26 protein-coding genes and 1 tRNA gene are annotated in these 24389 nt (G+C 52.2%); 19 read left to right on the top strand and 8 right to left on the bottom strand.

Annotation, left to right across the window (positions count from 1 at the left end):
• The 3 genes from NF683_RS10610 to NF683_RS10600 form a co-directional block, all read right to left on the bottom strand.
• On the bottom strand, positions 1–357 hold the full coding sequence (locus tag NF683_RS10610) for a RidA family protein (RefSeq protein ID WP_009722132.1): 357 nt from the start codon (positions 355–357) through the stop codon (positions 1–3).
• Between the two features lie 130 nt (positions 358–487).
• Positions 488–1255, bottom strand: a complete 768-nt coding sequence (locus tag NF683_RS10605) for a helix-turn-helix transcriptional regulator (protein WP_038481501.1) — start codon at positions 1253–1255, stop codon at positions 488–490.
• A gap of 74 nt (positions 1256–1329) precedes the next feature.
• Positions 1330–2253: a LysR family transcriptional regulator gene (locus NF683_RS10600; protein WP_193068544.1), complete on the bottom strand. Its 924-nt coding sequence runs from the start codon at positions 2251–2253 to the stop codon at positions 1330–1332.
• A gap of 109 nt (positions 2254–2362) precedes the next feature.
• On the opposite strand from NF683_RS10600, the gene NF683_RS10595 reads away from it, so the two are divergent.
• The 3 genes from NF683_RS10595 to NF683_RS10585 all read left to right on the top strand — a co-directional run bounded on the left by NF683_RS10595 (position 2363) and on the right by NF683_RS10585 (position 5146).
• Positions 2363–3346, top strand: coding sequence for an MBL fold metallo-hydrolase (locus NF683_RS10595; RefSeq protein ID WP_193060766.1), 984 nt, complete (start codon positions 2363–2365; stop codon positions 3344–3346).
• Between the two features lie 185 nt (positions 3347–3531).
• On the top strand, positions 3532–4065 hold the full coding sequence (locus NF683_RS10590) for a TetR/AcrR family transcriptional regulator (protein WP_157698032.1): 534 nt from the start codon (positions 3532–3534) through the stop codon (positions 4063–4065).
• A 457-nt stretch (positions 4066–4522) separates the two neighbouring features.
• Positions 4523–5146 carry an FMN-dependent NADH-azoreductase gene (locus NF683_RS10585; RefSeq protein WP_253919979.1) on the top strand — a complete coding sequence of 208 codons (624 nt, stop codon included), beginning with the start codon at positions 4523–4525 and terminating at the stop codon, positions 5144–5146.
• A 10-nt stretch (positions 5147–5156) separates the two neighbouring features.
• Here the strand turns inward: NF683_RS10585 and pdxR are convergent, their stop codons facing one another.
• Positions 5157–6563, bottom strand: a complete 1407-nt coding sequence (gene pdxR / locus NF683_RS10580) for a MocR-like pyridoxine biosynthesis transcription factor PdxR (protein ID WP_253921866.1) — start codon at positions 6561–6563, stop codon at positions 5157–5159.
• Positions 6564–6740: 177 nt separating this feature from the next.
• On the opposite strand from pdxR, the gene NF683_RS10575 reads away from it, so the two are divergent.
• The 3 genes from NF683_RS10575 (at position 6741) to NF683_RS10565 (ending at position 10625) form a co-directional block, all read left to right on the top strand.
• On the top strand, positions 6741–7832 hold the full coding sequence (locus NF683_RS10575) for a TlpA family protein disulfide reductase (RefSeq protein ID WP_253921865.1): 1092 nt from the start codon (positions 6741–6743) through the stop codon (positions 7830–7832).
• A gap of 77 nt (positions 7833–7909) precedes the next feature.
• Positions 7910–10057, top strand: coding sequence for a protein-disulfide reductase DsbD family protein (locus NF683_RS10570; RefSeq protein ID WP_253921864.1), 2148 nt, complete (start codon positions 7910–7912; stop codon positions 10055–10057).
• A 295-nt stretch (positions 10058–10352) separates the two neighbouring features.
• Positions 10353–10625 carry a hypothetical protein gene (locus NF683_RS10565; protein WP_089039132.1) on the top strand — a complete coding sequence of 91 codons (273 nt, stop codon included), beginning with the start codon at positions 10353–10355 and terminating at the stop codon, positions 10623–10625.
• 469 nt (positions 10626–11094) lie between these two features.
• Here NF683_RS10565 and NF683_RS10560 read toward each other — a convergent pair whose 3' ends face one another.
• The 3 genes from NF683_RS10560 to NF683_RS10550 all read right to left on the bottom strand — a co-directional run bounded on the left by NF683_RS10560 (position 11095) and on the right by NF683_RS10550 (position 12625).
• Positions 11095–12129, bottom strand: coding sequence for a hypothetical protein (locus tag NF683_RS10560; RefSeq protein ID WP_253921863.1), 1035 nt, complete (start codon positions 12127–12129; stop codon positions 11095–11097).
• Positions 12126–12275 carry a hypothetical protein gene (locus tag NF683_RS10555; protein ID WP_253921862.1) on the bottom strand — a complete coding sequence of 50 codons (150 nt, stop codon included), beginning with the start codon at positions 12273–12275 and terminating at the stop codon, positions 12126–12128. Before NF683_RS10555 ends, NF683_RS10560 begins: the two co-directional genes overlap by 4 nt.
• A gap of 65 nt (positions 12276–12340) precedes the next feature.
• A complete protein-coding gene (locus NF683_RS10550) occupies positions 12341–12625 on the bottom strand; it encodes a helix-turn-helix domain-containing protein (protein WP_253921861.1) in 285 nt (94 codons plus the stop codon).
• 153 nt (positions 12626–12778) lie between these two features.
• On the opposite strand from NF683_RS10550, the gene NF683_RS10545 reads away from it, so the two are divergent.
• The 11 genes from NF683_RS10545 (at position 12779) to NF683_RS10500 (ending at position 21864) form a co-directional block, all read left to right on the top strand.
• Positions 12779–12988 carry a helix-turn-helix domain-containing protein gene (locus NF683_RS10545; RefSeq protein WP_240645136.1) on the top strand — a complete coding sequence of 70 codons (210 nt, stop codon included), beginning with the start codon at positions 12779–12781 and terminating at the stop codon, positions 12986–12988.
• The gene (locus tag NF683_RS10540; RefSeq protein ID WP_253921860.1) at positions 12988–13656 is read left to right on the top strand and encodes a hypothetical protein; all 669 of its coding nucleotides are present in this window, start codon (positions 12988–12990) and stop codon (positions 13654–13656) included. The genes NF683_RS10545 and NF683_RS10540 overlap by 1 nt, the downstream gene beginning before the upstream one ends.
• A gap of 376 nt (positions 13657–14032) precedes the next feature.
• Positions 14033–14371, top strand: a complete 339-nt coding sequence (locus NF683_RS10535) for a hypothetical protein (protein WP_253921859.1) — start codon at positions 14033–14035, stop codon at positions 14369–14371.
• An 11-nt stretch (positions 14372–14382) separates the two neighbouring features.
• Positions 14383–14481, top strand: a complete 99-nt coding sequence (locus NF683_RS21430; protein WP_420038471.1) for a tail virion protein G7P-2 — start codon at positions 14383–14385, stop codon at positions 14479–14481.
• 109 nt (positions 14482–14590) lie between these two features.
• On the top strand, positions 14591–14845 hold the full coding sequence (locus tag NF683_RS10530; protein ID WP_253921858.1) for a major coat protein: 255 nt from the start codon (positions 14591–14593) through the stop codon (positions 14843–14845).
• A 139-nt stretch (positions 14846–14984) separates the two neighbouring features.
• A complete protein-coding gene (locus tag NF683_RS10525; protein WP_253921857.1) occupies positions 14985–16661 on the top strand; it encodes a hypothetical protein in 1677 nt (558 codons plus the stop codon).
• Positions 16662–17012, top strand: coding sequence for a DUF5455 family protein (locus NF683_RS10520; RefSeq protein ID WP_253921856.1), 351 nt, complete (start codon positions 16662–16664; stop codon positions 17010–17012).
• Positions 17012–18076 carry a zonular occludens toxin domain-containing protein gene (locus NF683_RS10515; RefSeq protein WP_253921855.1) on the top strand — a complete coding sequence of 355 codons (1065 nt, stop codon included), beginning with the start codon at positions 17012–17014 and terminating at the stop codon, positions 18074–18076. The genes NF683_RS10520 and NF683_RS10515 overlap by 1 nt, the downstream gene beginning before the upstream one ends.
• Entirely contained in the window at positions 18057–19475 is a 1419-nt protein-coding gene (locus NF683_RS10510; RefSeq protein WP_253921854.1) for a secretin N-terminal domain-containing protein, read from the top strand. Before NF683_RS10515 ends, NF683_RS10510 begins: the two co-directional genes overlap by 20 nt.
• Before the next feature lie 68 nt (positions 19476–19543).
• Complete coding sequence (locus NF683_RS10505) at positions 19544–20836, top strand: hypothetical protein (RefSeq protein WP_253921853.1); 1293 nt, start codon at positions 19544–19546, stop codon at positions 20834–20836.
• 2 nt (positions 20837–20838) lie between these two features.
• The gene (locus NF683_RS10500; RefSeq protein ID WP_253921852.1) at positions 20839–21864 is read left to right on the top strand and encodes a phage integrase; all 1026 of its coding nucleotides are present in this window, start codon (positions 20839–20841) and stop codon (positions 21862–21864) included.
• A gap of 53 nt (positions 21865–21917) precedes the next feature.
• Here NF683_RS10500 and NF683_RS10495 read toward each other — a convergent pair.
• Positions 21918–22004, bottom strand: a tRNA-Leu gene (locus NF683_RS10495).
• Between the two features lie 113 nt (positions 22005–22117).
• Here NF683_RS10495 and queA point away from each other — a divergent pair.
• Both queA and tgt read left to right on the top strand, forming a co-directional pair.
• On the top strand, positions 22118–23149 hold the full coding sequence (gene queA / locus NF683_RS10490; RefSeq protein WP_089039133.1) for a tRNA preQ1(34) S-adenosylmethionine ribosyltransferase-isomerase QueA: 1032 nt from the start codon (positions 22118–22120) through the stop codon (positions 23147–23149).
• 64 nt (positions 23150–23213) lie between these two features.
• A complete protein-coding gene (gene tgt / locus NF683_RS10485; protein WP_125753431.1) occupies positions 23214–24332 on the top strand; it encodes a tRNA guanosine(34) transglycosylase Tgt in 1119 nt (372 codons plus the stop codon).
• Positions 24333–24389: the final 57 nt, after the last annotated feature.

The following is a 24389-nucleotide window of genomic DNA, read 5'->3' as shown; positions in this document are numbered from 1 at the left end:
TCAGGCCTCCGGCAGCGCAGCAACAACCATGATTTCTACTTTCCATTCCGGCTTAGCAAGCTTGGCTTCAACCGCTGCACGTACGGGCGGGCGGCCAGGCACTACCCAGGCATCCCAAGCAGCGTTCATTTGATCAAACTCGGCCATGCTGGTAACCCAAATTTGCGCCGAGATAAGCTGCTCTTTCGAGGTGCCTGCCTGGGCTAACAGTTGGTCAATGCGCGCGAGCACTTGCTCGGTCTGGCCACGCATATCAGCCGTTGCGTCACTAGGCACTTGGCCGGCGAGATAAACGGTGCCGTTGTGAATCGCGACTTGGCTCATGCGGGCATTGCTGTCTTGATAGGTAACGCTCATGGTGTCTCTCCAAGGAAAATGAGGTTCCTTTTGAGACTACGATGATGATGAGCGGCGTGCTTGCCCGAAACTCTGGCAAATTTGCCCGTAAGTGTTGTAACTCATCGAGCAATAATTTCTGTTTGCCAAGCTAGCGGTCTGAGGAGGGGGCAATCTCAAAGTAACGCCGATAGGCGCGAGAAAAGCTTCCTTGGTCACGGAAGCCAACCAGCATGGCAATATGGCCCAGGCTTAGTGCGCTGTGCCGAACCAACGTGCGGGCGTGTTCAAGCCGTCTGCGCTGAACATATGCTAATGGCGTCACACCGGTTAGATCACGAAAGCAGGCATGAAAGTGTCCAGGGCTTAGCGCACATAATGCGGCTAATTGCTCAACCCGAATATCGTCCGCCAAGTGCTGATCCAGCCATGCATCCAGCCTTTCCAGGTCAAGCCGTTCACTGATACAGCGAACACCAATCTGATCGGCAACTTGCTTCGGCTCATCTTGAAGGTACATATACAGCGCTCGAAGCAGCAGCACGGCAATTTCATTTTGCAGCGCGGGACACTGCTCCAGCTGGTTCGTTAAGGCATGGGTCAGCTGATTAAGCGCTGGAGGCACGGTAAAAAAACGGGGTTTGTCGAATAGCCGCTCGATTTCACTGCCTTTTTCTAACACTGCTAAGTGCTTAACAGGAATGTCCAACACCAGCGTGCGGTTACTGCCATCGCCTTGGTACTCATGGTGTCGAGACGATGGGATCAAGCAGCCGCGGCGTGCCGTGACGCGCTCGCTCTGCCCTTCCATAGCAAGCTCAGTCACGCCACACGTTGCCAGAATTAACTGATGAAAATCGTGTGAGTGAGATACCTGTTCGGGGGCTAAATTGCGGTTATGCAGCTCAAACTGGACCATGAACGTACCGTTTGGTTCTACGTTGACGATTGCACTATAAAACGTCTGCCAGTTGAAAAGCGAGAAAGCTCCCATTACCCCCGAGAGATATCACCAATCACTAACCTGATTTGCTCTCGCAACCAACTCAGTCCGACATCCTTATCCGTCCATATCGCCCAATTCATAGTTACCGGTGGGAAATTAAGCGGAATCGGCATTTCACAAAATGCCAGCCCGAATAACGGTGCATACTGCACGGCAATCCTTCTAGGCACTGTTGCCACAACAGGTGCATTGCGTGCTGCAGCAAGCAGCGGCATAAAATCAGGCGCCGCTAAGATGACATTGAGCTCTATTCCCAATGCTTCCAAAGCATCACCGACACAGCCCGCGACATTTGCCGTCTGGGACAGAACAGCGTGCCGTGCGCCAAGATAATCGTCACGCGATAATGGCGGTACCAATCGACACAGATCGGCATTAAAGCAGCATGCCACGTTGGATTCGAACAGGACTTCTCCTAGATGACGAGACTGTTTACAGCCAATGGCCAGATCAATTTCGCCCGAATCCATCATCATATCTACTGTTTCTACCGTAATCGCGCGACTTAGCAGCCTAACCCCTGGTGCCGTTGATTGCAGTCGATCCACCAAGGCAGGTAGCAGAACCATCTCCATTTCACCGGCAATACCCACCCGAAAAATCCGGTCTGCCGTTTGCGGCTCAAAACTATCCGATGACTGAAGCGCATTTTGCGCCTGCGTCAACGCTACTCGCACCGGCCCAGCCAGCGCTCGAGCTTTGGCCGTTGGCTGCATTTTTTGCCCGACACGAACGAAAAGATCGTCCTGCAATAACATCCGCAGTGTTGATAAATTATGGCTCATTGCCGACTGACCAATACGGAGTTTCTCGGCAGATTTGGTGACACTCAGCTCTTGCATCATTGCGTCAAACGCGACCATAAGATTGAGGTCGAAGGAGCGTAAATTGAAATGATCAATATTATCCATGATTGGCATCGATTTGATTACTGACCAATGGGAATATACCTTTTCCTCATCGCGTTACAAACCGCTAGTTGAATTCTGGCCTTTTGATTGATTGAGAGAGGGTGTTTTTATGCTGTCACGCAGAGATATGCTTAAAGGTTCGCTTGCTGCTATGGCCGTGGGTGCAGCCGCCAGCACCGTTTTCATCCCATTACACGCTGCAGCCAGTGCACCGCTAGTTGGCACGCAGGCGCCGGGCTATTACCGCTTGATGGTGGGTGATGTCGAAGTCACCGCACTCTCGGATGGTACGGGCCTGTTTCCGATCGCCGACCTTTACCTGAATATCACCCCCGAACAGGCTCGCACAGCACTTGCCAATGCGTTTCAAGGCACGCCAACCCATCTGTCAGTTAATGCTTATCTGCTGAATTTCGGTGATCGGCTGATTCTTCTGGATGCAGGGACCGGTGATCTGATGGGCCCAGCCTTGGGCAAACTGACAAACAACATCATTGCATCGGGCTATCACCCCGATCAGATCGATGATGTGGTAATTACCCACATTCATTCCGATCATGTCGGCGGACTCGTTCTAAACGGTGAAAAGGTGTTTGCCAACGCGCTGGTCCATGTACCGAAACTGGATGCGGAGTATTGGCTTAGTGCCGAAAATCGTGACAAGGCCCCAGACGACGCCAAGCCGTTCTTTGATCAGGCGGTCTCGTCAACCAAGCCCTATATCGACAGCGACACACTTAGAACCTACGACACGGATATGCCAGCCATTCCAGGCGTGATTAATTCAACCCATCGTCCAGGCCATACCCCTGGTCACAGTGCCTTATGGTTTGAAAGCAAAGGCGAAAAATTCGTCTACTGGGGTGATATCACGCACGGCGATGTCATTCAATTCGACGTACCAGACGTGGCAATTGCCTTTGATGTTGACCCGGCTCAGGCGGTCATCACTCGTGAAGCGGCCTTTGCCGAAGCGGTAGCGGAGAAATACATGGTGGCTGGTTGCCATATCGCATTCCCAGGCATCGGGTACGTGGTCGAAGACAGCACGATGTTTGACTGGGTACCCGTCAATTATCGCGCTGACGTCTGACCTGTCGCCATTATTTGCACCTGCACGACAAACGATTGATCACTGTTCGAGATATTCCTGCTTTCGGCGACATGATGATACCCCTCACCAACAAATCTGGTTTTTTGCATTAGGCGCCTGTCTTTGAGCCTAAGCCGTGGGCAGGTATCATCAGTCAGTCAATGGACATCTCGGGGAGCGAGAGGATGAGCAAGAAGGAAGTCACCCGCAAGCGTATTCGTGAGGCTGCCTGGGCGCTGTTCTCCGAACGCTCCTTTTCCTCTACTACCACTCGTGAGATCGCTCGTCGTGCTAGTGTCGCCGACGGCACTGTGTTCAGCCACTATCCCAACAAGATTGATATCTTGCGGGAGGGTATGGAAGAGCAGATCAGCCACATCGCTAAGACCTTCCTCGCGAGTTGGGCGGGCGGCAACGAGCATGAAGCATTAGTTGAGCTGGCCTCCCACTTCTATCGCTATTACTTCGATCATATCGCCTTGAGCCGTAGCCTGCTGAAAGAGGCACTCTGGGACCTTGATTATTTACGCAACGTCGACGATTCACTGCTGCCTTGTATCTTAAGCGCAACGACTTTGCATGACGCCACTCGTATGCGCCTGATCGAAAACAGCTACCTCATGACACTTGTCCGCCATCTTAGCCACGATAAGCCTTGCCGAGAGGCTGCCATCAACGACTTTCGAGCCGAGCTCACGGTTATCTTACCCACCAATTAAGACCTTCCCCACCGTATTCCAGGTCTCATCTCGAAGGCCGGCCAGAGCAAAGCTGCTTGACTTTTTGAGCACGCTCAATTAAAAATTGAGCATGCTCAAAAAAAGAGAAGCCTCATGCGACATATAATTGTGAAATCCATCGACTACCTGGTTGGCATGCCATTCCTTGTGCTGTTCTGTTACATCATTGGCCCCATAATCGGCTTAGCACTGGGATTCAGCGGGTTACTTGCACTAACCTTGCTCGCAGGACGGAGGGGAATAAAAGCCTTTTATCGCGGTATGATATTAGGAGTAGGTTCTGACGGCCTTCCAGCGTCAGATAGGCAAGTACAGGATCAAAAGTTGACTGCAGGTCAGGATCGCCCTGTCACCTGATTGATCGGCTGAACTCCTTCAAGACAATAAGGAGGAGATCACTGTCGTTTTAAAAAGAGGGTTTTAAAAAGAGAGGTTTATGCACAACACCTTGTTCGTTCACGCTAGCCCGCATGGCAAGCATGCGCTGGGCTATCGCCTGGCTCAAAAGATCCTAGCCGAGGAGACAGCCAGGAACTCACACGTAGGGTTGATAGAACGCGATTTAGTTGCCGCTCCTCTGTCGCCACTAACCCACCATTACTCTTCGGCGCTACTCAGCCACAATATCGGCGATCGTGTTAACGCTGCCCTGTCAGAGTCCGAGCAACTGATTCGTGAGTTGGAGCAGAGCGACCGCTTATTAATCGCGCTGCCTATGCACAACTTCAGCGTACCGGCAGCGCTGAAACTCTGGATAGACCACGTGGTGCGTATTAACCGCACATTTATCGTCTCAGAGGGCAAACAAGGGTTATTGCACGATCGTCCCACCACCGTTCTGGTGAGCGCGGGCGGTATGTTACAAGGCGATAACCCACAACCGGATTTTCTCACTCCCTACCTCACCCTTATTCTCAACACCATCGGCATTCGGGATGTCCACTTCGTATATCTGCAGGGCTTAGTGTTCGGCGAAGCCGCGATCGCCAAAGCGTGGCAACAGGCGCAGACTACGCTAATCGAAGCTGGCGTACTGACTAATGACGTGTCATCGATTTAAAGCCCAGCCACTATTGGTGATGGCGATCAATAAGCGCTGCCAACTGCTGATAGCCTTCTTCGCAGGCAGGGCTGGATAGATTGGTTACGCCTAGCAGTAACCCTTTTCGCGCCCCGGCTTGGGTGGCATACCAGGGAGACAGCGGCATCGGGGCCAAGTTAAAAGCTTGGGCGGCCTCGGCAATAGCAACGTCGTCCATGTCATCCTCCAAGGCGAGCATCAGTGACAGACCGGCCATATCGCTCAGTGAGACCGATCCATTCATGAGTGCCAGTAGCCCATCTCGTCGCTGTCTATACAAGCGTTTCATACGTCGAATATGACGCAAGTAATGACCATCGCGCAGAAACTCCGCCACGGCTAGCTGGCTCGGCAGTGCAGACGCGGGTGATAAGGCGGCAGCCGTATCGCCAGCGCGCTCTGACAGCTTGGCCGGTACGACCATAAAACCGAGCCGCAAGCGTGGGCTAATGGTCTTACTGAAAGTACCGATGTGAATCACCCTTCCTTCACGATCCAGCGAGGCCAGTGCCGGTGTTGCTTGTCCGCTTAGCTGCAGTTCGCTTAGATAATCATCTTCGATGATCCAACCCGCATTTTCTCGAGCCCATATCAGTAGTGCTTGGCGTCGATTCAGCGACAACTGCATCCCCAAGGGGGCTTGCTGGCTTGGCGTTACAATCGCTAAGCGGGCATCCGCAGCCAGCGCTATGCCTTGCTCCACACACATTCCCTGATCATCCACCGGAACGGGAACTGATGTATACCCTGCCAGCGACAAGGCATGCCGAGTCAGCGGATAGCCTGGGTTCTCAACCCACACCCGCCGTGAATCTAGGCGCAGCAAGTGCAATGCCAAACCCAGCGCGCCCGCATAACCATTGGTAATGATGATTTGCTCGGCAGAGCAGAGTAGCCCTCGAGATACCGCTAGATAGGCAGCAATTTCCTTGCGCAGCTGAGACTCGCCTCGAGGATCTGGATAACGCAGCGACTCAGCCACTGCCTTTCGCGTACAGCGCAGCATGATGCGCGACCACTGCTTAAAGGGAAACGCGTCCTGAGCTGGCACGCCCACTTGAAAAAGCTTGGGAACACTATCCAGATCCTGATACAGGTCAGGCAGTGGCAGGCGAGAGGCCACCGCGGCCATCTCTGGCACTGCGGGTAGCACGGAGCTAACAAAGGTGCCTGCAGCCCCCTTGGAAACAACTAGCTGATCATCGCTGAGCCGGTCATAGGCCGTTTTAATGGTGCCCCGCGAAACACCCAACTGCGCGCCAAGATCACGCCATGAAGGCAGCCGCGCGCCCTCATACAAATGCCCTTGTCGAATAGCATCCGCAATGCTGAAGCGTATTTGCTCGGAAAGAGACTGCTTGCCCTGGCGATCAAGCGAAAAGCGAAGTTTGTTCATAACGCAATGGTACATAAAAACCAGTCATTCTTGGTTCTTTTTTTAGACCATGATGCCATTCACAATCCTGCTCATGCTCCACACTACTTTTATCGGTCTGAAACCTTGTTCTCGTTCTTTGAACTAGCCCAAAGCAATTGCGCCAGACCTGAACCCTTTACCCAGAGGACCTCCCCTATGCGAATAAACAGCACCAGGCTTTCAACGGCGATACTGCTCGCCATGTTGCTCGGCTATGTTGGCCCTTCACTAGCGACCGAGACCACTGAACAACCGGAATCTGACCAGACCTATGATGCCGACGCCGATGGCGAACAGCGCGCCAAAGCGGCTGGCGAGTCGCTGATTGGTCAACCCGGCCCCGAGTTAAGCATTACCACGCTGGAGGGTGACACCATCGATCTCAGCACCCTGTATGGCGTCAAACCGGTGTATATAAAGTTTTGGGCAACCTGGTGCGTACCTTGCCGTCAGCAGATGCCCGGCTTTCAGGCCATCCAGGAAACACATGGTGACGACATTCAGGTCATCGCCGTTAACACTGGCTATGCAGACAGCGCAGCATCTGCGCGTGCATATCGCGAAGAAATGGGCCTGACGATGCCTATTACGGTAGATGACGGCACGTTGGCCGAAGCACTGAATCTTCGCGTCACTCCGCAGCACGTACTGATTGATCGCAGTGGCCACATCACTCACATTGGCTATCGTGACGATCAAGCCCTGGAAGAGGCATTACAAGCAGCACTGACAACCACTGAACCCGACTCATCAGCAGCCACCCACGGTGCCCCAGCCGAGGATATCGACGTCAATGCGTTCGCGGTAGGCGAGACGGTTAGCCAGATGAATATCACCACGCGTGACGGCGACACCATCGACCTATCCCGCACAGCGACAGATAAGCCCCTGGGCATGGTGTTCTTTGCTTCATGGTGTGAGTCCTACCTTGCCGAGAGCCAGCCGGCCACCGCTTCTGCTTGTCGCCGCGTTCGCGAAACCGTCAACCAACTGAGTAAAGACTCGGACACTCAATGGGTAGGCATTATTTCTGGACTCTGGACCAAAGAGTCCGATGTCGAAAGCTATTTAGATACCACCGAGACGGCGTTTCCCGTGCTACTTGATGCCGATGGTGACATACACCGCCGCTTCGGCATTCAACAGATACCCACCGTTGTGCTTATTGATGCCGATGGCAAGGTAGCCGACAAGCTTGGACCACAAGACCCCGAGTTCGCCGAAGCCATCGAACGCATCAGCCAATAACCTACCGCCATTTCGCGCCAGCCACGGCGCGATATACCCCTCAATGGAGCAGCCCGTCTCAAGCGGGCTGATAACCAATGCCCCGATCCCTTTACCGCTATTGTGTCCTCTTTTATCTGGCGTTAATGCTGCTCCCCCAGATCGGGGCTGCTCAAGAGTTTCCCGGCACTTCGGGCGAGACACTCATTAAGAGCAGCTTGATAGCGGAAACGAACCAACCCGCAGCCGGCACCTCCAGCACGTTAGCCGTTTTCATGGAGCCGCAATCGGGTTGGCATGGGTATTGGAAACAGCCGGGCAGCATTGGCCTGGCACCGCAGTTCGACTGGCAATTACCGGATGGTGTCAGCGTGGGCGATGCCAGCTTTCCAGTGCCACATACGCTGATGACCGGCGACTTGATGAATCATGTCTTTGAGCATCCTTACGCGCTACTAATCCCCGTTGAGATAGATGGTTCGGTCGCGCCGGGAACGCCTCTGCCAATCACCGTCGGTTTGAACTATCTCGCTTGCCGTGCGGATGCCTGCGTTCCCGAACAATCGACGCTAGCCATTACCCTCACCGCAGGCGATGGCCATATTACGCAAGAGCGCAAAGCGCGCTTCGATGAGTGGCGGCGTGAGTTACCCAGGCCGCTGGGCTCGCAAGCCAGCTTTATGACGACCAACGATGCTCGGCTACGAGTCAGCATCCCCTTGCCCGCTAGAGTGAAGCTGAATGATCCACACTTATTCGTCGACACCGACAACGTCGTGGATCCCGCGGCTGAACAAATATTCAGCCGTGAAGGCGATGTCTTGATTGTTGAAACTCAGCGGGCTAACTCCTGGTCGGCAAATAGCCCGCCCGATGCGTTCGAGGCGCTGTTGTCACTGGGAACTGGGACTGGCTTAACACTGGTTAGCCATAGCACTGAGATGCAAGCGGCGAGCACAAACGGATATCAGAGTGCCCCCGCCTCCAGTACCACCATCGCCAGTACCACCGACGAACAAGGCAGCCCTACTCTGCTGCTGACAGCATTCTTCGGCGCCCTATTGGGCGGTGTTCTGCTCAATATCATGCCCTGCGTTTTCCCGATCCTCAGCCTCAAGGTGCTTAGCCTTACGCGTTTAACCGGTGGTCAGCGCGAAGCCCGACGCGAGGCGTTAGCCTATACCGCTGGCGTGGTTATCGTTTGTTTAATACTTGGCGCGACGATTATCGCCTTACGTGCGGTGGGTACTCAGGTTGGCTGGGCCTTCCAACTGCAAGACCCGCGAGTCATCCTGGTGCTGACCCTGTTGACCGCGGCCATCGGTTTTAATCTGGCCGGCCTTTTTGAGCTGGGATCCATCAATGCCGGTGGCAAGCTAGCAAGCCAGGGCGGTGTAGCCGGTGCCTTCTGGACAGGCGTACTGGCCGCCTTCGTCGCAACGCCTTGCTCGGGTCCCTTTATGGCCACGGCTCTTGGCGCAGCCTTGGTACTCCCCACGTTTGCCGCACTGACAGTATTCGCTGGTTTGGGCCTGGGCATTGCCCTGCCATTTTTGCTGCTTGGGTTCGTACCAGTGCTGCGACGCCTACTTCCCCGTCCTGGTCCTTGGCTTGCCAACTTTCGGCATTTCATGGCCATCCCCATGTTCCTAACCGCTTTAGCCTTGGCTTGGGTGCTTGGCCGCCAGCTCAGCCACAACGGCATGATTGCGAGCCTCGCTCTGATCATGTTGCTAGCGATAGGGCTTTGGTTTACCGGACTACGTCAACGAAGCGCCAAGCGATTGAGCTGGCTTCCGGCAGGACTCGCTGCTGGGCTCGCGCTGACTGGAAGCATACTCGTTCCTGGCACCCTTACCCAGCAAGCGGTAGCCCCCAATCCGCTCGTAAGTTCAGTCGACACACACTCACTCGACTTCGATGCGGACCGATTGACCGAGCTTCGTCAACAAGGTCACGCCATTTTGGTCTACTTCTCGGCAGACTGGTGCGTCACTTGCAAGATCAACGAACAGCGGGCCATCAACACACCCCGCACGCAGCAAGCATTCGAACAGGCGGAAGTGATCACAATGAAGGGCGATTGGACTAATGGAGACCCCGCCATTACCACTTTCTTGGAGCAGCACGGCCGTTCAGGGGTACCTCTCTACTTATGGTACGCACCAGGCGCAACAGAGCCTGAAGTTCTTTCACAGCTTCTTGCACCTAATACCTTATCTATGTTGGCGAGCAAATTGGATTAACTCTCTCTTATCCAGCACCGCCATATCGAAGATATTTTTCATGCTGCAAAGAGCAATGCCACACAGAAATAAAAATAAGCACTTGAATATTAACGAAAAAATTACAATTACTAATTTTCTATATTACGAACGTTCTGAAAAGACACCACGGCAGTAGAGACACGGTTTTAAGCAAGACACCCTGACTCAGAGCGAGCACACAGCGTATGAACTCAACGCGTTTAACTGCTAAGCCAAAACAGTTTCCGAAGGACGCTCCCGCGCCCCGAAAAACCACTACCTAAGGAAGATTTCCATGAAAAAATCAGCTTCACTCACCGCCGTTGTCGTAGCTTTTTTATCCAGTGCTGCGCTCGCCGAACAGGGTTCTAGCCAGCTCAATCAGATAGAGCAGCCAATTTCCAGCACTCACTACAGCCATAGCGAGCTTACTATGAAGCCAATCGACCTCATCGCATTGAATGGCGATGCGGCCAAGAACGAGGTTATGGATGTATCTACCTCGCCAGAAGACACACCAGCTCAAAGGGAATACACGCCGTCAGAACTCAATACGTTTAATCGCTAAGCTACATCTTTGTGATAGTCCCTACGGGGCGATAGTAAAATACCCTTACTAACCTGAACTGACCCCCAATAATTTGGCGCACCACAAAAAAGGGCTTAGCGATAAATCGCTAAGCCCTTGAATTTGGTGCCGGTGGCCAGACTCGAACTGGCACACCCGTAAAGGCGGCGGATTTTGAAGCCTTTGCTTATTAGCACGTTACAGCACACTGCCCGTATTTTCTGGCTTCTCTGCCTTATCAACAGCCTGCTTTGACCTGCTTTGGCATACAGCGATGGACAGTTTTTTTCCACTTCCCTTAAGCCATGCCAAAACAAGTATTATCAAAAAAACTTATCTTAACGCCCCAAAACCGAAAACTTATTTCTTAATTCTCAATTTCTCAAAATATTCGTTAATTCATTTTTCAACATTCAATAAAACAATCAATTAACGAAAGGAAAACACAAGCACATCACTCCCATCGAAATCATTTACTATTAATTTCTTTTATTATTTTAGAAATACTGCTAGAAAAATCAGGAAAGTCCCAATCTTTCTTCTCTATAGGGGAGTAAATTAATTTAAGAAACTCAGCATTTGCACCCTGTTTCTCATCATTTGACAAATTAACAGTATTATTTCTATGAAATAGAACCATTGCCATTTTATTATCTATTTTCGAAAGCATCTCCTCATACCAACCAATTTTCTTTATATTATCTCTCAACAAAGCTCCTAATATAACCATCAAAATAGTAAAGGCTGTATAGAACTGCCAAGCCGGATTAAAGATTATCGCAGCAAGCATAACTATTACAGGAGAAATAATAACAGACCTCTTAAGCTTACTCCCCTCCCTCCCTAACTCAGTCAGCTTACTACTTATATCACCCGAATATTTATCTAAATCTTTTAACAAGGAGGTCATTCCAAGGTCGCTCTTAAGCGTGGACAAATCGGCCTTAGCCTGCTCTAACGAAGAGCTTATATCTATACTCTCCTGCTTTATATTATGAAAGTCTTTTTCAAAAATATTATTTATTTCTGTCTTTATTTCATTTTCTATTCTTATTTCAGAAAACATACGATTAAAAAAATGCAAGTACTCGACAATCAGTCTATTGAAGTTTTTCGTAAACTCTTCATTATTTTGACCAGACAAAACCTTGTCGACATCTTTATTTAAACTTTCAAGCTCTGAATCAAACCTGTAGCTCGAACTCAGTCCATCCAAAATACATAATTTTACAAAGCCCAGTATAGTACCAAGCTTCCTCCTAATCATCTCTTCGGATGTTCCAGACGGGGTTTCCTTATACACTCTACTAATCCAATCTCTACCAATTTCACTATCATCAAAAGTTATGTCTTTATATTTCAGAAGAGTGTCGCACATATTTTCTATTTTTTTTGCAGCTGCACTAACGTTGGTAAAGCTATTCTCGTTCAAAGAAATACTATAACCATCAGAAATACTTACACACACATCTAGATATTTATTCAGAATATCGTCTAGTGTCATAACCGCCCCCTTTTTGTAATTTTATTTAGTTTTTTCCATTTTTTAATAAGCTTACTCTCAACCCATATATAGAAAATAGCCCCAGTCCCGAACAGGATCGCGATTTTCATGATTAGCCCGAAAGTTTCTTTAGCTGCTTCTTCCATTATCCCTGTCCCCTGTTACCCACAATCCCTGCCTCCCTGGAACCATCTATCCACAACCCGTTGCGCTAGTCGGTATCCGTCCCTGTTTGCTTCAACTCGCGGCGAGCCCTCTCTATTTCGGGGCTTACTTGTCCGCACTCATCGTTAGTTTGGCCAGTCATTAACCAAAGCGTGTACTTCGGCCATTGCTGACAAACAGCTTCTAGCATTTCACCTTTCGGTGCCCTACCGGTTAGCTCTATGTTCTCTAGAGTTTTCTTAGGAATTCCAATTAGTTGGGAAAACTCGGCCCGTCCGCTTGTCTCGGCTTCACGTATTTGACGGATTTTTTCGGTCAGCTTGCTTGACATATCCCGACTTCTAGATATCCTGAGTTTAGGTGATCCCGACTTATCGGGATACTGTTTAGCAAAACTACTGCATTAAAGATTTAACGCAATAACGCTTTAACGCATTTGCTGTTTTGAAGACTACCACAACATGCCACAGCGAGCAGGTACAGCATGGAAACGAGCAACACGCCCCACGTCCCAGCACCTCAAGTGCCCATCATGACGATAGAGCGTTTCTCTGAGCTAACTGGCCTTTCCCCCGACACCGTTCGCGGCCAGCTTAACCAAGGAAACCTCCCCCTTATTAAGGTGGGTCGTCGCCGTTTGGTAAATGTCGCGCTCTTTACCGCTGAGTGCCTGCAATCGGAGGATTGGAACTAATGACCGTTCTAGCCCCTATCGCCTCGCTTGCGGCCTCCTGCACCCTGCTGGACACCGACACTCTAACTATCAGCACGCAAAAGCTCTTGCTAGACGATCACACCACGCCTGACAACGTCACACTTCACCAACATATCGCGCCTGCGGGTGGCTTCTGCTTTATCGACGTACCTGCCGCTCACATGCTCGCCCTCGACCTAGACGACAGCACCATTACCTTTGTCAGCGTGCTTAATAACGGCCACCGCTACGGCATCGTCTTTAAGCACTACCACCACGCCCTGGCCTACCTCGCCAAGCACTACGGCCTTTCCCTGGCCGATCACTGCGCCCCTACAACCACCGATGCCTCCCCCTGTTCGTCGGCCATTGTTGTTCCTGCGCATCTATCCACACCCTCACGGCTAACGCGTCGCCCGTTATCCACAACGGCCTTTAGCCCTTTCGGAGTTATGCACATGGCTAAAAAACAGCCCATCCGCGTGTTTCTCGACCAAGAGATTCACAGTCGTTACTTAATCCAGGCAGGCACCAACAGCCTGACCCCTTCGGCACTGGGGGAACTGCTGATCGAGTACGGCATTACCCAGTTAGAACACGGTGACAAGGCACCGTTGAAAGCTCCTGTCGGTGACGCCACCCCCGCTCCCTACGGAAACGGGGCATAAACCTGTGTCCCCTGCCCGTCATCCGTCGCCCTTCGGTCGCACGGCTTTTAGAGCCCTCACCGGTGCGGCTGTCATACCCGAGGCACGAGCGGTTGACAGCCGTGCCGGGGTGGGCTGCCGTGCGGAACGACCGAAGGGTACGGATAGGGCTAAGGGGACACCCCCCTGCCTCGATTCCAGAGCTTTGAGGGAGCGGGGCCAGCGGTGCCTACACGGTAGGGACTATGCACGCGCCGCGACGTACTACGCCCAGGCTGAATACTGCCTATTAGTCGTCGATGGCATTACACCTGAAACCACTGAGCTAGCCATTCTCGCGGACTACTGCCTAACGCAAGCCGCCAGAACCCAACGCTAACGAAAAGGAAACACGACCATGATCAACACTATTCAAGCCCACGTTATCGGCGCATCACGTTACAGCATGGATAACGGCGTTAAAGGCGCAAAAATCACCGTTATGCAATCCGCCTCTGCTGACAACGAAAACGTCTTAGGCAACCAGGTCAGCGTTATGACCGCGCCTTATGAAATCTTCGATCAGCTCCACACCTCAGCTCCACACATGCCTTGCAGCATGGAACTTGATATTGAACTGCGCACTTCGGCCGCATCGGCGGGTGGCAAAACCACCATTCACGTTATTGCCGCCCGCAAACCCAACGCCACCGGTAGCCCCCAGCATCAACCCGCTACCAACAGCGACAAAAAATAGGATTTTGAGCCATGGACACTAGTGAACTCGCTGGTCTGTGGCTCCTGGTTTATTGCGTCGGCCTCGTCTTGGCCTTCGGGATCGGCGCGATAAATGGGGGCCAACGATGAACGATCCCAGCCTTACGTTTGTTGTTGGTTCTCTTTTCACGTCCTACGCCCTCGGTTGGGCCTTTGGACACATCATCCTTACGTTAAAACGTTTTATGGAGTCTGTCTCATGACCCTTAACACCATCGCACAACACGTTAAAAACGCCGCTACTACCACAAGCGGCAAAATCGCTGGCGGTGCTGCCCTACTCATGGCCTCCGCTGCCGCTAACGCCCAAGCCACCGACGCCTCGACAGCGTTCAGCGAAGTGCAATCAGCCGGTGCTGATATGGCCGGTTATGCCTGGCCGGTAGTGGCCTCCATCACCGCCGCGCTGATCGGTATCAAGCTGTTTAAGAAGTTTGCTAACCGCGCTTCTTAATACCGCTCATTAACCCCAGATGGTTAGGCGCGTCGAATTAGGGAGCGGCTGGGGTTGCCGCGAGTCTGTTCGGCGTGCTCTAACCATCCAGGGATCAACCAAGGGGCGAGCACGCCCCTTTTTATATCGCGAGGAAAACATGATTAAAAAAGCCGTTTTTTTAATGCTTACAGCATCTTTTTTAATGGTGTTTTCATCATCTTCTTTTGCTTCTTATCAGTATGGTTATGCTGCTCATTGTTTTATTGATCTTAAATATAGGTATTATACTGATGTAGAGGCTAGCATTCTTTCTAACGGTGATATTTCTTATTATAGGGTTGCTAGAGGTCGTTCCAGTGGCGATGTTATTTTTCATGGTACTTGTCGTGCTGAACGGTCTAATTATGCTCCAGAGTTATTTGATTGGATGGTTGAAAATCCATTAAGCGTTTATCCCGTTGATGATGAGGATTGTTCAACTTATTCTGGCTCATCTGTTCCTCTATCTTTGGGTTCTGCTAATTATTTAACCTCTGGTGGTTCGTACTCGACTAGAGGTGGTGCTTGTACAGTTACCGGTTCTTCATCTGTTTGTTCTCAAGTCGGTGATGAACCTATGTCCTGTACGGTTGATCTAGTTGCTACTTCTACCGAGAATCCTGGGGATCTTTTATCCTTTGTCGGGCAAACTGAATTTGATTTACAAAAAGGTACTCCTTCTTCTGACTTTTATTCTGACCTTGACGAAAGAGATTATTTACATGAACTTCCAGGAGGTTGTTCTGACTCCTCCAACTGCGTAACGATTGGTAATACTACTTATCTTGTTGATTGGGACACCGCTCCAGAGTGGTTTTCCTATGTCGATCACAATGGCAACACCATCACTAACCCCAACGCAGGGGGCAGCACTGACCCGACTAATCCCGACCCAACAGACCCTACCAACCCTGACGGCGGTGATTCGGGTGGTAGTAATAGTGGCGGAGACGACTCAGGTGGAAACGATAGCGGAGGGTCTACCGGTGGCGATGATTCAGGTGGTTCAACTGGCGGTGATACCGGTGGTTCATCGGGTGGTAGCTCTGGTGGTTCGTCCGGCGGTTCAACGGGTGGCGATTCCGGTGGCTCTACTGGCGGTGATACTGGGGGCAGTGATTCCGGTGGCTCGTCTGACGGCGGCTCTACCGTTCCCGATTTCGAATTTGATGAATCCGGCATTATTGAGGCAATTGGCTCTGCTGGTGACTCTAATCAGGCAGGGCTAGACGCTGTTTCAAATGATGTGACGGGGGCTATTGGCGAGCAGACCGAAGAAACCAAAGGTCTGTTCGATGACCTCGGCAATACGATCACTAACTCCCTTGGCTTGGGCACCTGCTACCCCGACAGCCAACAAACCGAGGAAGGACACACCGCTGCCACTAGCGATAAAGGCTTACTAGGCTGCGTTCAAAGCATTGCAAACGGCATGGTTAATAAGCTTGCCGAAAAATTCACGGAAGACGTCGGTGATGACAACGATCTATTTAATTCCTCTGGAATAGATCAAACCCTCGACGGCTTAGCCGTAGAACAACAGCTCTACAACGACGACGTGAACACGTTAATGGATGAGATCGGTGATGGTTCAAGCTCCGATATTGCTAACCAGATAACGTCCCGTTTGCCCTCTCTCCCCTCTGGTAGTTGCTCACCTCTCCCGTTTGGCCCCATGGAAATTTCTTGCCAAGCGTTCAACACCATCAAGCTTTGGCTTTCCTGGATCGTCTATTTCTGGACGGTCGTCAGCGTCGTAGACACCTTCTTCCGCTCTGGTATGAGGACTGCATAAATGGCCTTACCTGCAATGCTTGGCATGGGTGCCATCATGGCGTTTGCCACCCGTGTTATTGAATGGATTGTTACCCGCATCGCCTCCCGCTTTACCAATCGCTTAGCGGGAATCCTGATCTGGACAACGCTCTATATCTCACTTTTGGTGGGTTTAGCGGTCACGCTTGCCGCCATTATCAGCGGCATTAGTGCCACCCTTCCTAACGATCTAGCCCAGGGCATCGGCGCGATTAAGCCCAACAACTTTGAAGCCTGCATAGCGGCCATTTATAGCAGCAAAGTAGCTGTTTGGGTCTTCCAGCAGAAACGCCAGTTGATCGACTGGGAACAAGGGAGGCCCGTTCTCTAATGGCCGTCTACGTTGTCACCGGTAAATTGGGCGCCGGAAAAACCCTAGTGGCTGTCGGTAAGATCAAAGACAAGCTTACCCAGGGGTGTAAGGTCGCCACGAATCTGGACTTGAACCTGAATAAGCTGATCGGTGAAAAAGCCAAAGAAACCCGCTGCTACCGTATTCCTGATAAACCCGTTCTTGCTGACCTGGAATCTATCGGTACCGGCACCGACGCGTACGACGAACACAAAAACGGCTTGCTCGTCCTGGATGAATGCGGCACCTGGTTTAATGCCCGATCCTGGAACGACAAAAGCCGCCAAGACGTTATCAACTGGTTTCTCCATGCCCGTAAATTGGGCTGGGACATTATTTTTCTGATTCAAGACTTGTCGATCATGGACAAGCAAGCCCGTGTTGCCCTGGCAGAACACGTTGTTTACTGCCGCCGCCTGGATCGCGTCTCCATCCCTTTTATCGGTGCGATTTACTCGCTATTCATGGGCTCAAAAATACCGTTGCCAAAAGTCCACCTCGGCATCGTTAAGTATGGCGACTCTCCACAAAGCCTCACTGTTGAACGTTGGACTTACACAGGCCGCGCGCTTTACCCCGCCTACGACACCAAACAAGCCTTCTCTGATCACTACCCCCACGGCACGTACTCCGTGCTGCCGCCCTGGTACACCCACGGCATGCACCGCGTACCCCATGACGCGAGGTTCTATATGAAAATGACCCGTATCTACTGGAAACGCTTCAACCGCCCGCTTCTCTCGTTCGCCTCGTTTGGTCTCGGCTGCCTACTCACGGTATCCGTTTTGGTGGCTGATCGCGTTAATGCTCGCGCCCAGGATCAACCGCCCCCCACGGCACCGCTAGAACTTCCCAACCTAAGCACCACCCGCATCGCCAGTTTTAGCCAGTTTGGCGACCACACCAACTACCGCCTCATTGATAGCGACCGCAACACATCCACCACTGACGATCTCGCCCGCCAAGGCTTCGCCATCGTCCCCGTGAATGCTTGCCTCGTCCGCGTAGAAAATGGAGTTACCCATGAAGAAATTCGTTGCTAATACCGTTGCCGCTTTCACTCTAGCCACACTCACCAGCACAGCCAACGCCACGCCGATACAGATGCAAGACACCGATATCCGTGATTTTGTGCGCTGGTACGTAGAGCAAACCGATACCTCATTGGCCATTCACCCCACGGCTACCGGCACACTCACCGTTTACGCACCGAACGTGCCCGATCACCAGCTTGATGAGTTCTTTCAGGGGGTGCTGAATTCACACGGCTACACCATACAGCCAGGTAACCCACCCACCGTTGTACCTGCTAGCCAGCGCCCACCGGCATCAGCGCCTGAAAAAACACCTGGTGTTTCTGTAGAACCCGCCGATCCTGCTACCATAATCGCCAACGCGCCTACACTCACCCCACCATCAGCCCCCCAGGCAACGCACCTGTTTTCCTTCGACAACGTGCGTGCCGATGACATTGCCCCGCTAATCACTAGCTTCCTCACTCAGAACGCTCAAGATGGCATCACCCCGCCTCGGGTACAGGTGCTTCACGCCTCCAACGCCATTTTAGCCAAGGGGCCAGAAAAGCAGCTTGAACAGCTTCAAGGGTTCATCCCTCAAGTGGACGTCGCACACCCTCAGTTACTCATCCAGGCGGTAATTTTTGAAACCACCGATGGGGACACCTTCGATCTCGGTGTGGCCCTTGGTCGCGCCACCGGCTCTCGCATTGCGGGTGGATTTAACACCGGCAACTTAGGCACATCACTTGCTTCCACTGGTGCCACCTTCGGGATCTTCGACGGCAATGTACTTGCATTAGCTATTAATGCGTTACAGCGCGACTCAAGCTCTAATGTGTTATCCACACCGCAAATACTGACCCTGTCCGGCAAGCGTGGAACGATCTCCATCGGCCAAAATGTGCCGTTTGTGACTGGCCGCGTCACTGGCGAATCAGCCGACGTTAACAGCCCCTTCCAGACCATTGAACGCCGCGATATTGGTATTCGCTTAAACGTCTTGCCCGTGGTCACAGCCTCCGGCTTAGTGATCATGGATATCACTACCTCGGCTGACTCGCTAACGGATTCTGTGCTAGCCTCAGACATTATTACGAATCAACGGCAGATCAATACCACCGTTCAGATACGTTCCGGCCAAACGCTTCTTCTAGGCGGCCTCTCGTCCCAAAACGACCAACAACAGGTCTCGGGCGTTCCAGGCTTACAGAGCGTTCCCATTGCTGGTCGTCTATTCCAGAACGAATCCAATTCCCGCCAACGTACCAATCTCCATGTGCTGTTACAGGCCACGGTGCTCCCTCGCTATGACGTTACCCAGCCCGTTGCACGCCTAAACGCCGCTCAAACCGTGGCAGGGCTGACAACCACAAGCTGGCGTCACGAGGTCGAGACCCTCCCTGTAACACGTCTCGCAGAGTAATTATCCAACTTGAGCTATTGGCTCATTACAGCACATTGCGACATTTAGAAATTTACAGGGAATAGGCCATGGAACGTTGGAATCGTTATTCGTTGGCATCGTTACAGCGAGGAGAAGAAGATCAATTTGGCAAGCTGCTGATTAGCTCCGCTGGTCAGCGTGAAATGCACAAAATTCATCTTCTTAACGCTGGCGTCGATACCGTCCGCCAGCTTTATCAAGGCAAACCGTGCCTTAACCAATTTGATGAGATCATTAACGTTTACAACGAAGGCAAAGGCGCAACCATGCGTCTCTTTGATGTAGATTGGGCAGTAGGTGCCGGCGCAGCCGGTTCCGGCTTCCGCTATCGACTCCAAAACAATGAACTAGGCGTGATCGTCTTTTTCCAGGCACGTCATGTCAAAAATGAGAACATCGGTACCCACCTAAAAGTTGAGCTTTCCCCTCACTTCATTCAGGAGCGCAGCCCCCAAGAGTGCCAAGACTTCATGTACAACATTGCGGCTCATATGCTCGCTCATGTTGAACCTATCGGCTGCGCAGTACACCTGGCGTTAGACGTACAAGGCTGGGAGCCACCAAGCGACTTTATGCAACGCTTCGTGACTCGTTCCAAGAAAATTATGCGGATCGACGGCGTTGATACCTTAGAGTTCACCCACGGTAATATTGCTACCACCTATGGCCGCGGTGAAACCTACATGTTTGGCACGGCTGGGGCGCTCCAATGCTGTATCTATAACAAGACACTAGAAGCCAAGCACCGCGACAAAATGCATTTCTGGGAAGGTATCTGGCAAAACGCTGTCGATGACGACCTAAATGCCACCTACAATCCAGAAGCCCCCGTTTGGCGTATCGAACTACGCTTCCATCAATCCGTCCTTCGTGAATATGCTCAAGGCATCCCCTGCAACGTCGATACCGGCGAAGTCCTGGACGCTTCCCACGGATTTAACCGCTTCATAGACGTAGTACCGCACCTCTCCGGCCTCTGGCGTACCGCCATGCAATCTTATCGACTGGATGCTCGCCGCAACCTTATTGATCCCGCGTGGCAAGTGATGCAGGAAGACGCCCGTTTCTACTGTCATGAGCCTGGCTTCATGTACAAACGTGCCCGCAAAGCACCTGGGCTCGGCAACGAAAAGAACGTAACCCTGGCGTTTGGCAACCTCATTAGCATTTACGCCCGTCAGGGTTTCCGCACCCATGAAGCTGTTCGCTTTCTCCAACGCTCCGGCATGTGGGAAGACCTCGCAGAATATTACCGACGACGAGGCGTCGACTCCGGCCAATTCAGGCAGATCGTCGAGCAAAAGCTGATAGAAAGGCGGCTGGTAGGTAAGGCAGCGTAAACATGGCCATCAAAAAAGTAGAAAATGGCTGGCAGGTTGATGTCCGCCCCTTTGGCGTACATGGAAAACGCGTCCGTAAAACCTTCCCTAGCCAAGCTAAAGCGAAGCGCTTTGAAAGCTATGTACTTGGCCAGGCAGCTATAGGTGAGCCATATGGCCCCAAAAAGCGCGACAAGCGGCGTTTAAAGGATTTAATCCAGCTTTGGTTTAACTACCACGGCGTATCGCTCAGAGACGGCCAACGGCGTTTTTCACAGCTAAATGCGCTCGCGGATATGATGGGCAACCCTCTTGCCAGCACGATCACCCCCGCTGACGCTACGCGCCTACGGCAGAAACGCCTCGAATCCGGTATTACCCCTAACACTGTGAACCATGACCAGGCGCATCTTAGAGCCGTATTCAATACGCTTATCAAGCTAGATGAATGGAGCGATACCAACCCTTTCGCAAAGGTGCAGCCGCTACGCCTCCAAGAAAAAGAACTTTCCTATCTCACCCATGAAGATATCAACGCGCTTTTTGAAGCGCTTAGCGAATCCAGCAACCCAGACGTTTTGCTCATTACTCACTTATGCCTAGTGACAGGAGCCAGGTGGAGTGAAGCACAATATTTAAGGGCGGAAATGCTCAGGAACAGCCGCGTTACCTTTAGCACAACCAAAAACGGTAGGAATAGAACGATCCCCCTTCCAGAAGATCTGTACCAGGCTTTGCTTGCTCATGGCCCTAGGATCGGCAGGCTTTTCCCCACTCCTGCCTATAAAGCTTTTTCGGCAGCCCTCATTAAAGCGAAAATTACGTTACCCACAGGCCAACGCACTCACGTTTTACGTCACACGTTTGCTTCCCACTTCATGATGAACGGCGGCGACGTTTTGACGCTACAAAAAATTCTTGGGCACCAAACTATTTCTATGACAATGCGTTATGCGCACCTTTCGCCCGATCATTTAGCCGACGCAATTAAGTACGCGCCGAAAATATCGGTGGACAAAAAGTGGACACTCGAAAAAACAGGGGAGTAAAAAAACCAGGCAAACAGACACGAAAAAGGGGCCTAAGCCCCTGATTCTAAAGATGGTGCCGGTGGCCAGACTCGAACTGGCACACCCGTAAAGGCGGCGGATTTTGAATCCGCTGCGTCTACCAATTCCGCCACACCGGCAATGGCTGCGCATTATACGTAGATAACCTCACAGGTCAATCACATTGACTGACTTTATCTATCTAAAGCGCTATCCTATGCCGCCTGTTTGACCACTGATAAGAGCCATTTCCATGCAGCGCGCGGATTTTCATTTCGAGCTACCCGACGAGCTAATTGCTCGCTACCCTTCTGAGCAGCGCAGCGACTGCCGTTTGCTATGCGTGGATGGCCAAAGCGGCGCGCTTGAGCATCGCCGGTTTGCTGATTTACTTGAACTACTCGAACCCGGCGACTTGCTGGTATTCAATGATACGCGCGTCATTCCAGCACGCTTGCACGGTCACAAGGCTAGCGGCGGTAAAGTAGAAATGCTGCTGGAGCGCCCGCTGGATAGCCACCGCGGTTTGGCACATATCCGTTCGAGTAAATCACCTAAGCCTGGCACCGAGCTGATCTTTGAAGGCGACATTCATGCGGTGGTTGAAGGCCGCCGCGATGCACTGTTTGAGCTGCGCTTTTTAGGCGACACGCCAATGATTGCGCTGCTTGAAAAGCATGGCCATATGCCACTGCCGCCCTATATCACCCGTGACGATGAGCTGAGTGATCGGGAACGCTATCAAACCGTGTATGCCCGCCGCGACGGTGCAGTAGCAGCGCCCACCGCGGGGCTTCACTTTGACCAACCGTTGTTGGATGCCCTGGCCGAGAAAGGCGTTAACAGTGCCTTTGTGACTTTGCACGTCGGCGCCGGCACCTTTCAACCCGTGCGCGTCGACAACATCCTTGAACACCATATGCACAGCGAGTGGATTGAGGTTTCTGAGACCGCCTGTCAACAAGTGCGTGACACTCAGGCTGCGGGGAAACGGGTCATTGCCGTCGGCACTACCAGCGTGCGCTGCTTAGAAAGCACTTGCCTGAAAAGTAGCGACGGCCAGATCGCCCCCTATAGCGGCGACACCGATATCTTTATCTACCCTGGCTACGAATGGCGCTGCGTGGACGCCCTAATCACTAATTTCCACCTGCCCGAGTCGACCCTGTTGATGCTGGTCTCTGCGTTTGCAGGCTATGACCACATGATGCGGGCATACCGCACGGCAGTTGACGAGCGCTACGCGTTCTTTAGTTATGGCGATGCCATGCTGCTGACCCGCTAAACACGATACGTCCAGCGCCTTAACCGATTATTGACGAGTTATTTAGATGCGAAACGAATGTTTTATGCGCTTTGAGCGCCTAGCCGACGATGGCCGTGCACGCCGGGGGCGCCTGCACTTTCCCCGCGGCACCGTCGAAACCCCTGCCTTTATGCCGGTGGGTACCTACGGCACGGTGAAGGGCATGACACCAGACTCCGTGAAAGAGATTGGCGCAGAAATCATTCTCGGCAATACCTTTCACCTATGGCTGCGCCCAGGCACCGACGTTATTGAAGCCCATGGCGATTTGCATGACTTTGCCCAATGGGACAAACCTATCTTGACCGACTCCGGCGGTTTTCAGGTTTTTTCCTTAGGCGAAATGCGCAAAATTACCGAGCAAGGCGTTCACTTCCGCTCACCGGTAGATGGCAGCAAGGTATTTATGGGGCCGGAAGAGTCCATGGCCGTGCAGCGCTCGCTGGGCTCTGACGTGGTGATGATCTTCGACGAGTGCACGCCGTACCCAGCCACCTTTGAAGAAGCCGAAAAATCCATGGAGCTTTCGCTACGTTGGGCGAAACGCTCACGCGAGGCTCATGGTGATTCGCCTTCAGCGCTGTTCGGCATTATTCAAGGCGGCATGCACCCAGAACTTCGCGAACGCTCACTAAAAGGGCTGCTCGAGATTGGCTTTGATGGCTTAGCCATTGGCGGTCTGTCGGTAGGCGAACCCAAAGAAGAGATGATCAAGGTACTCGATTATCTACCGACGTGGATGCCGGACGACACCCCGCGCTATCTGATGGGTGTTGGCAAACCAGAGGACTTGGTAGAAGGCGTGCGCCGTGGCGTCGACATGTTCGATTGCGTGATGCCTACTCGTAATGCGCGCAACGGCCACCTGTTCACCTCAGAGGGTACGGTCAAGATCCGTAACGCCAAGCACCGCTTTGATACCCAACCGCTTGATGCCGAGTGCGACTGCTATACCTGTAAGAATTTCTCACGGGGCTACTTGCACCACCTGGATCGTTGTAACGAAATGCTGGGTTCCATGCTCAATACCATCCATAACTTACGCTACTACCAGCGGGTAATGGCTGATTTGCGCGCGGCAATCGAAGCGGGTACATTGACGACCTTTGTGGAAGGCTTTTATGCCCAGCGCGGCCTGCCAGTGCCTCCCCTAGCGAATTAATCGCCATCCGCCATTGGCGGGTGGTTTAATCGGTTCACCCATTGAGTTTTCTAACCC

The sequence above is a fragment of the Halomonas sp. MS1 genome (genome assembly GCF_024182575.1).
GTDB lineage: Bacteria > Pseudomonadota > Gammaproteobacteria > Pseudomonadales > Halomonadaceae > Vreelandella.
Note: the sequence above shows the minus strand (reverse complement) of the source record. Positions and strands in the feature narration are given on the sequence as shown.

Excerpts from the sequence above, each read along its gene's own strand:
- NF683_RS10610 (WP_009722132.1), bottom strand. The coding sequence starts at position 357 with ATGAGCGTTACCTATCAAGACAGCAATGCCCGCATGAGCCAAGTCGCG.
- pdxR (WP_253921866.1), bottom strand. The coding sequence starts at position 6,563 with ATGAACAAACTTCGCTTTTCGCTTGATCGCCAGGGCAAGCAGTCTCTT.
- NF683_RS10500 (WP_253921852.1), top strand. The coding sequence starts at position 20,839 with ATGGCCATCAAAAAAGTAGAAAATGGCTGGCAGGTTGATGTCCGCCCC.
- NF683_RS10600 (WP_193068544.1), bottom strand. The coding sequence starts at position 2,253 with ATGGATAATATTGATCATTTCAATTTACGCTCCTTCGACCTCAATCTT.
- NF683_RS10590 (WP_157698032.1), top strand. The coding sequence starts at position 3,532 with ATGAGCAAGAAGGAAGTCACCCGCAAGCGTATTCGTGAGGCTGCCTGG.
- NF683_RS10550 (WP_253921861.1), bottom strand. The coding sequence starts at position 12,625 with ATGTCAAGCAAGCTGACCGAAAAAATCCGTCAAATACGTGAAGCCGAG.
- NF683_RS10555 (WP_253921862.1), bottom strand. The coding sequence starts at position 12,275 with ATGGAAGAAGCAGCTAAAGAAACTTTCGGGCTAATCATGAAAATCGCG.
- NF683_RS10560 (WP_253921863.1), bottom strand. The coding sequence starts at position 12,129 with ATGACACTAGACGATATTCTGAATAAATATCTAGATGTGTGTGTAAGT.
- NF683_RS10545 (WP_240645136.1), top strand. The coding sequence starts at position 12,779 with ATGGAAACGAGCAACACGCCCCACGTCCCAGCACCTCAAGTGCCCATC.
- NF683_RS21430 (WP_420038471.1), top strand. The coding sequence starts at position 14,383 with ATGGACACTAGTGAACTCGCTGGTCTGTGGCTCCTGGTTTATTGCGTC.
- NF683_RS10530 (WP_253921858.1), top strand. The coding sequence starts at position 14,591 with ATGACCCTTAACACCATCGCACAACACGTTAAAAACGCCGCTACTACC.
- NF683_RS10510 (WP_253921854.1), top strand. The coding sequence starts at position 18,057 with ATGAAGAAATTCGTTGCTAATACCGTTGCCGCTTTCACTCTAGCCACA.
- queA (WP_089039133.1), top strand. The coding sequence starts at position 22,118 with ATGCAGCGCGCGGATTTTCATTTCGAGCTACCCGACGAGCTAATTGCT.
- NF683_RS10520 (WP_253921856.1), top strand. The coding sequence starts at position 16,662 with ATGGCCTTACCTGCAATGCTTGGCATGGGTGCCATCATGGCGTTTGCC.
- NF683_RS10505 (WP_253921853.1), top strand. The coding sequence starts at position 19,544 with ATGGAACGTTGGAATCGTTATTCGTTGGCATCGTTACAGCGAGGAGAA.
- tgt (WP_125753431.1), top strand. The coding sequence starts at position 23,214 with ATGCGCTTTGAGCGCCTAGCCGACGATGGCCGTGCACGCCGGGGGCGC.
- NF683_RS10535 (WP_253921859.1), top strand. The coding sequence starts at position 14,033 with ATGATCAACACTATTCAAGCCCACGTTATCGGCGCATCACGTTACAGC.
- NF683_RS10575 (WP_253921865.1), top strand. The coding sequence starts at position 6,741 with ATGCGAATAAACAGCACCAGGCTTTCAACGGCGATACTGCTCGCCATG.
- NF683_RS10540 (WP_253921860.1), top strand. The coding sequence starts at position 12,988 with ATGACCGTTCTAGCCCCTATCGCCTCGCTTGCGGCCTCCTGCACCCTG.
- NF683_RS10595 (WP_193060766.1), top strand. The coding sequence starts at position 2,363 with ATGCTGTCACGCAGAGATATGCTTAAAGGTTCGCTTGCTGCTATGGCC.
- NF683_RS10605 (WP_038481501.1), bottom strand. The coding sequence starts at position 1,255 with ATGGTCCAGTTTGAGCTGCATAACCGCAATTTAGCCCCCGAACAGGTA.
- NF683_RS10565 (WP_089039132.1), top strand. The coding sequence starts at position 10,353 with ATGAAAAAATCAGCTTCACTCACCGCCGTTGTCGTAGCTTTTTTATCC.
- NF683_RS10525 (WP_253921857.1), top strand. The coding sequence starts at position 14,985 with ATGATTAAAAAAGCCGTTTTTTTAATGCTTACAGCATCTTTTTTAATG.
- NF683_RS10585 (WP_253919979.1), top strand. The coding sequence starts at position 4,523 with ATGCACAACACCTTGTTCGTTCACGCTAGCCCGCATGGCAAGCATGCG.
- NF683_RS10515 (WP_253921855.1), top strand. The coding sequence starts at position 17,012 with ATGGCCGTCTACGTTGTCACCGGTAAATTGGGCGCCGGAAAAACCCTA.
- NF683_RS10570 (WP_253921864.1), top strand. The coding sequence starts at position 7,910 with ATGCCCCGATCCCTTTACCGCTATTGTGTCCTCTTTTATCTGGCGTTA.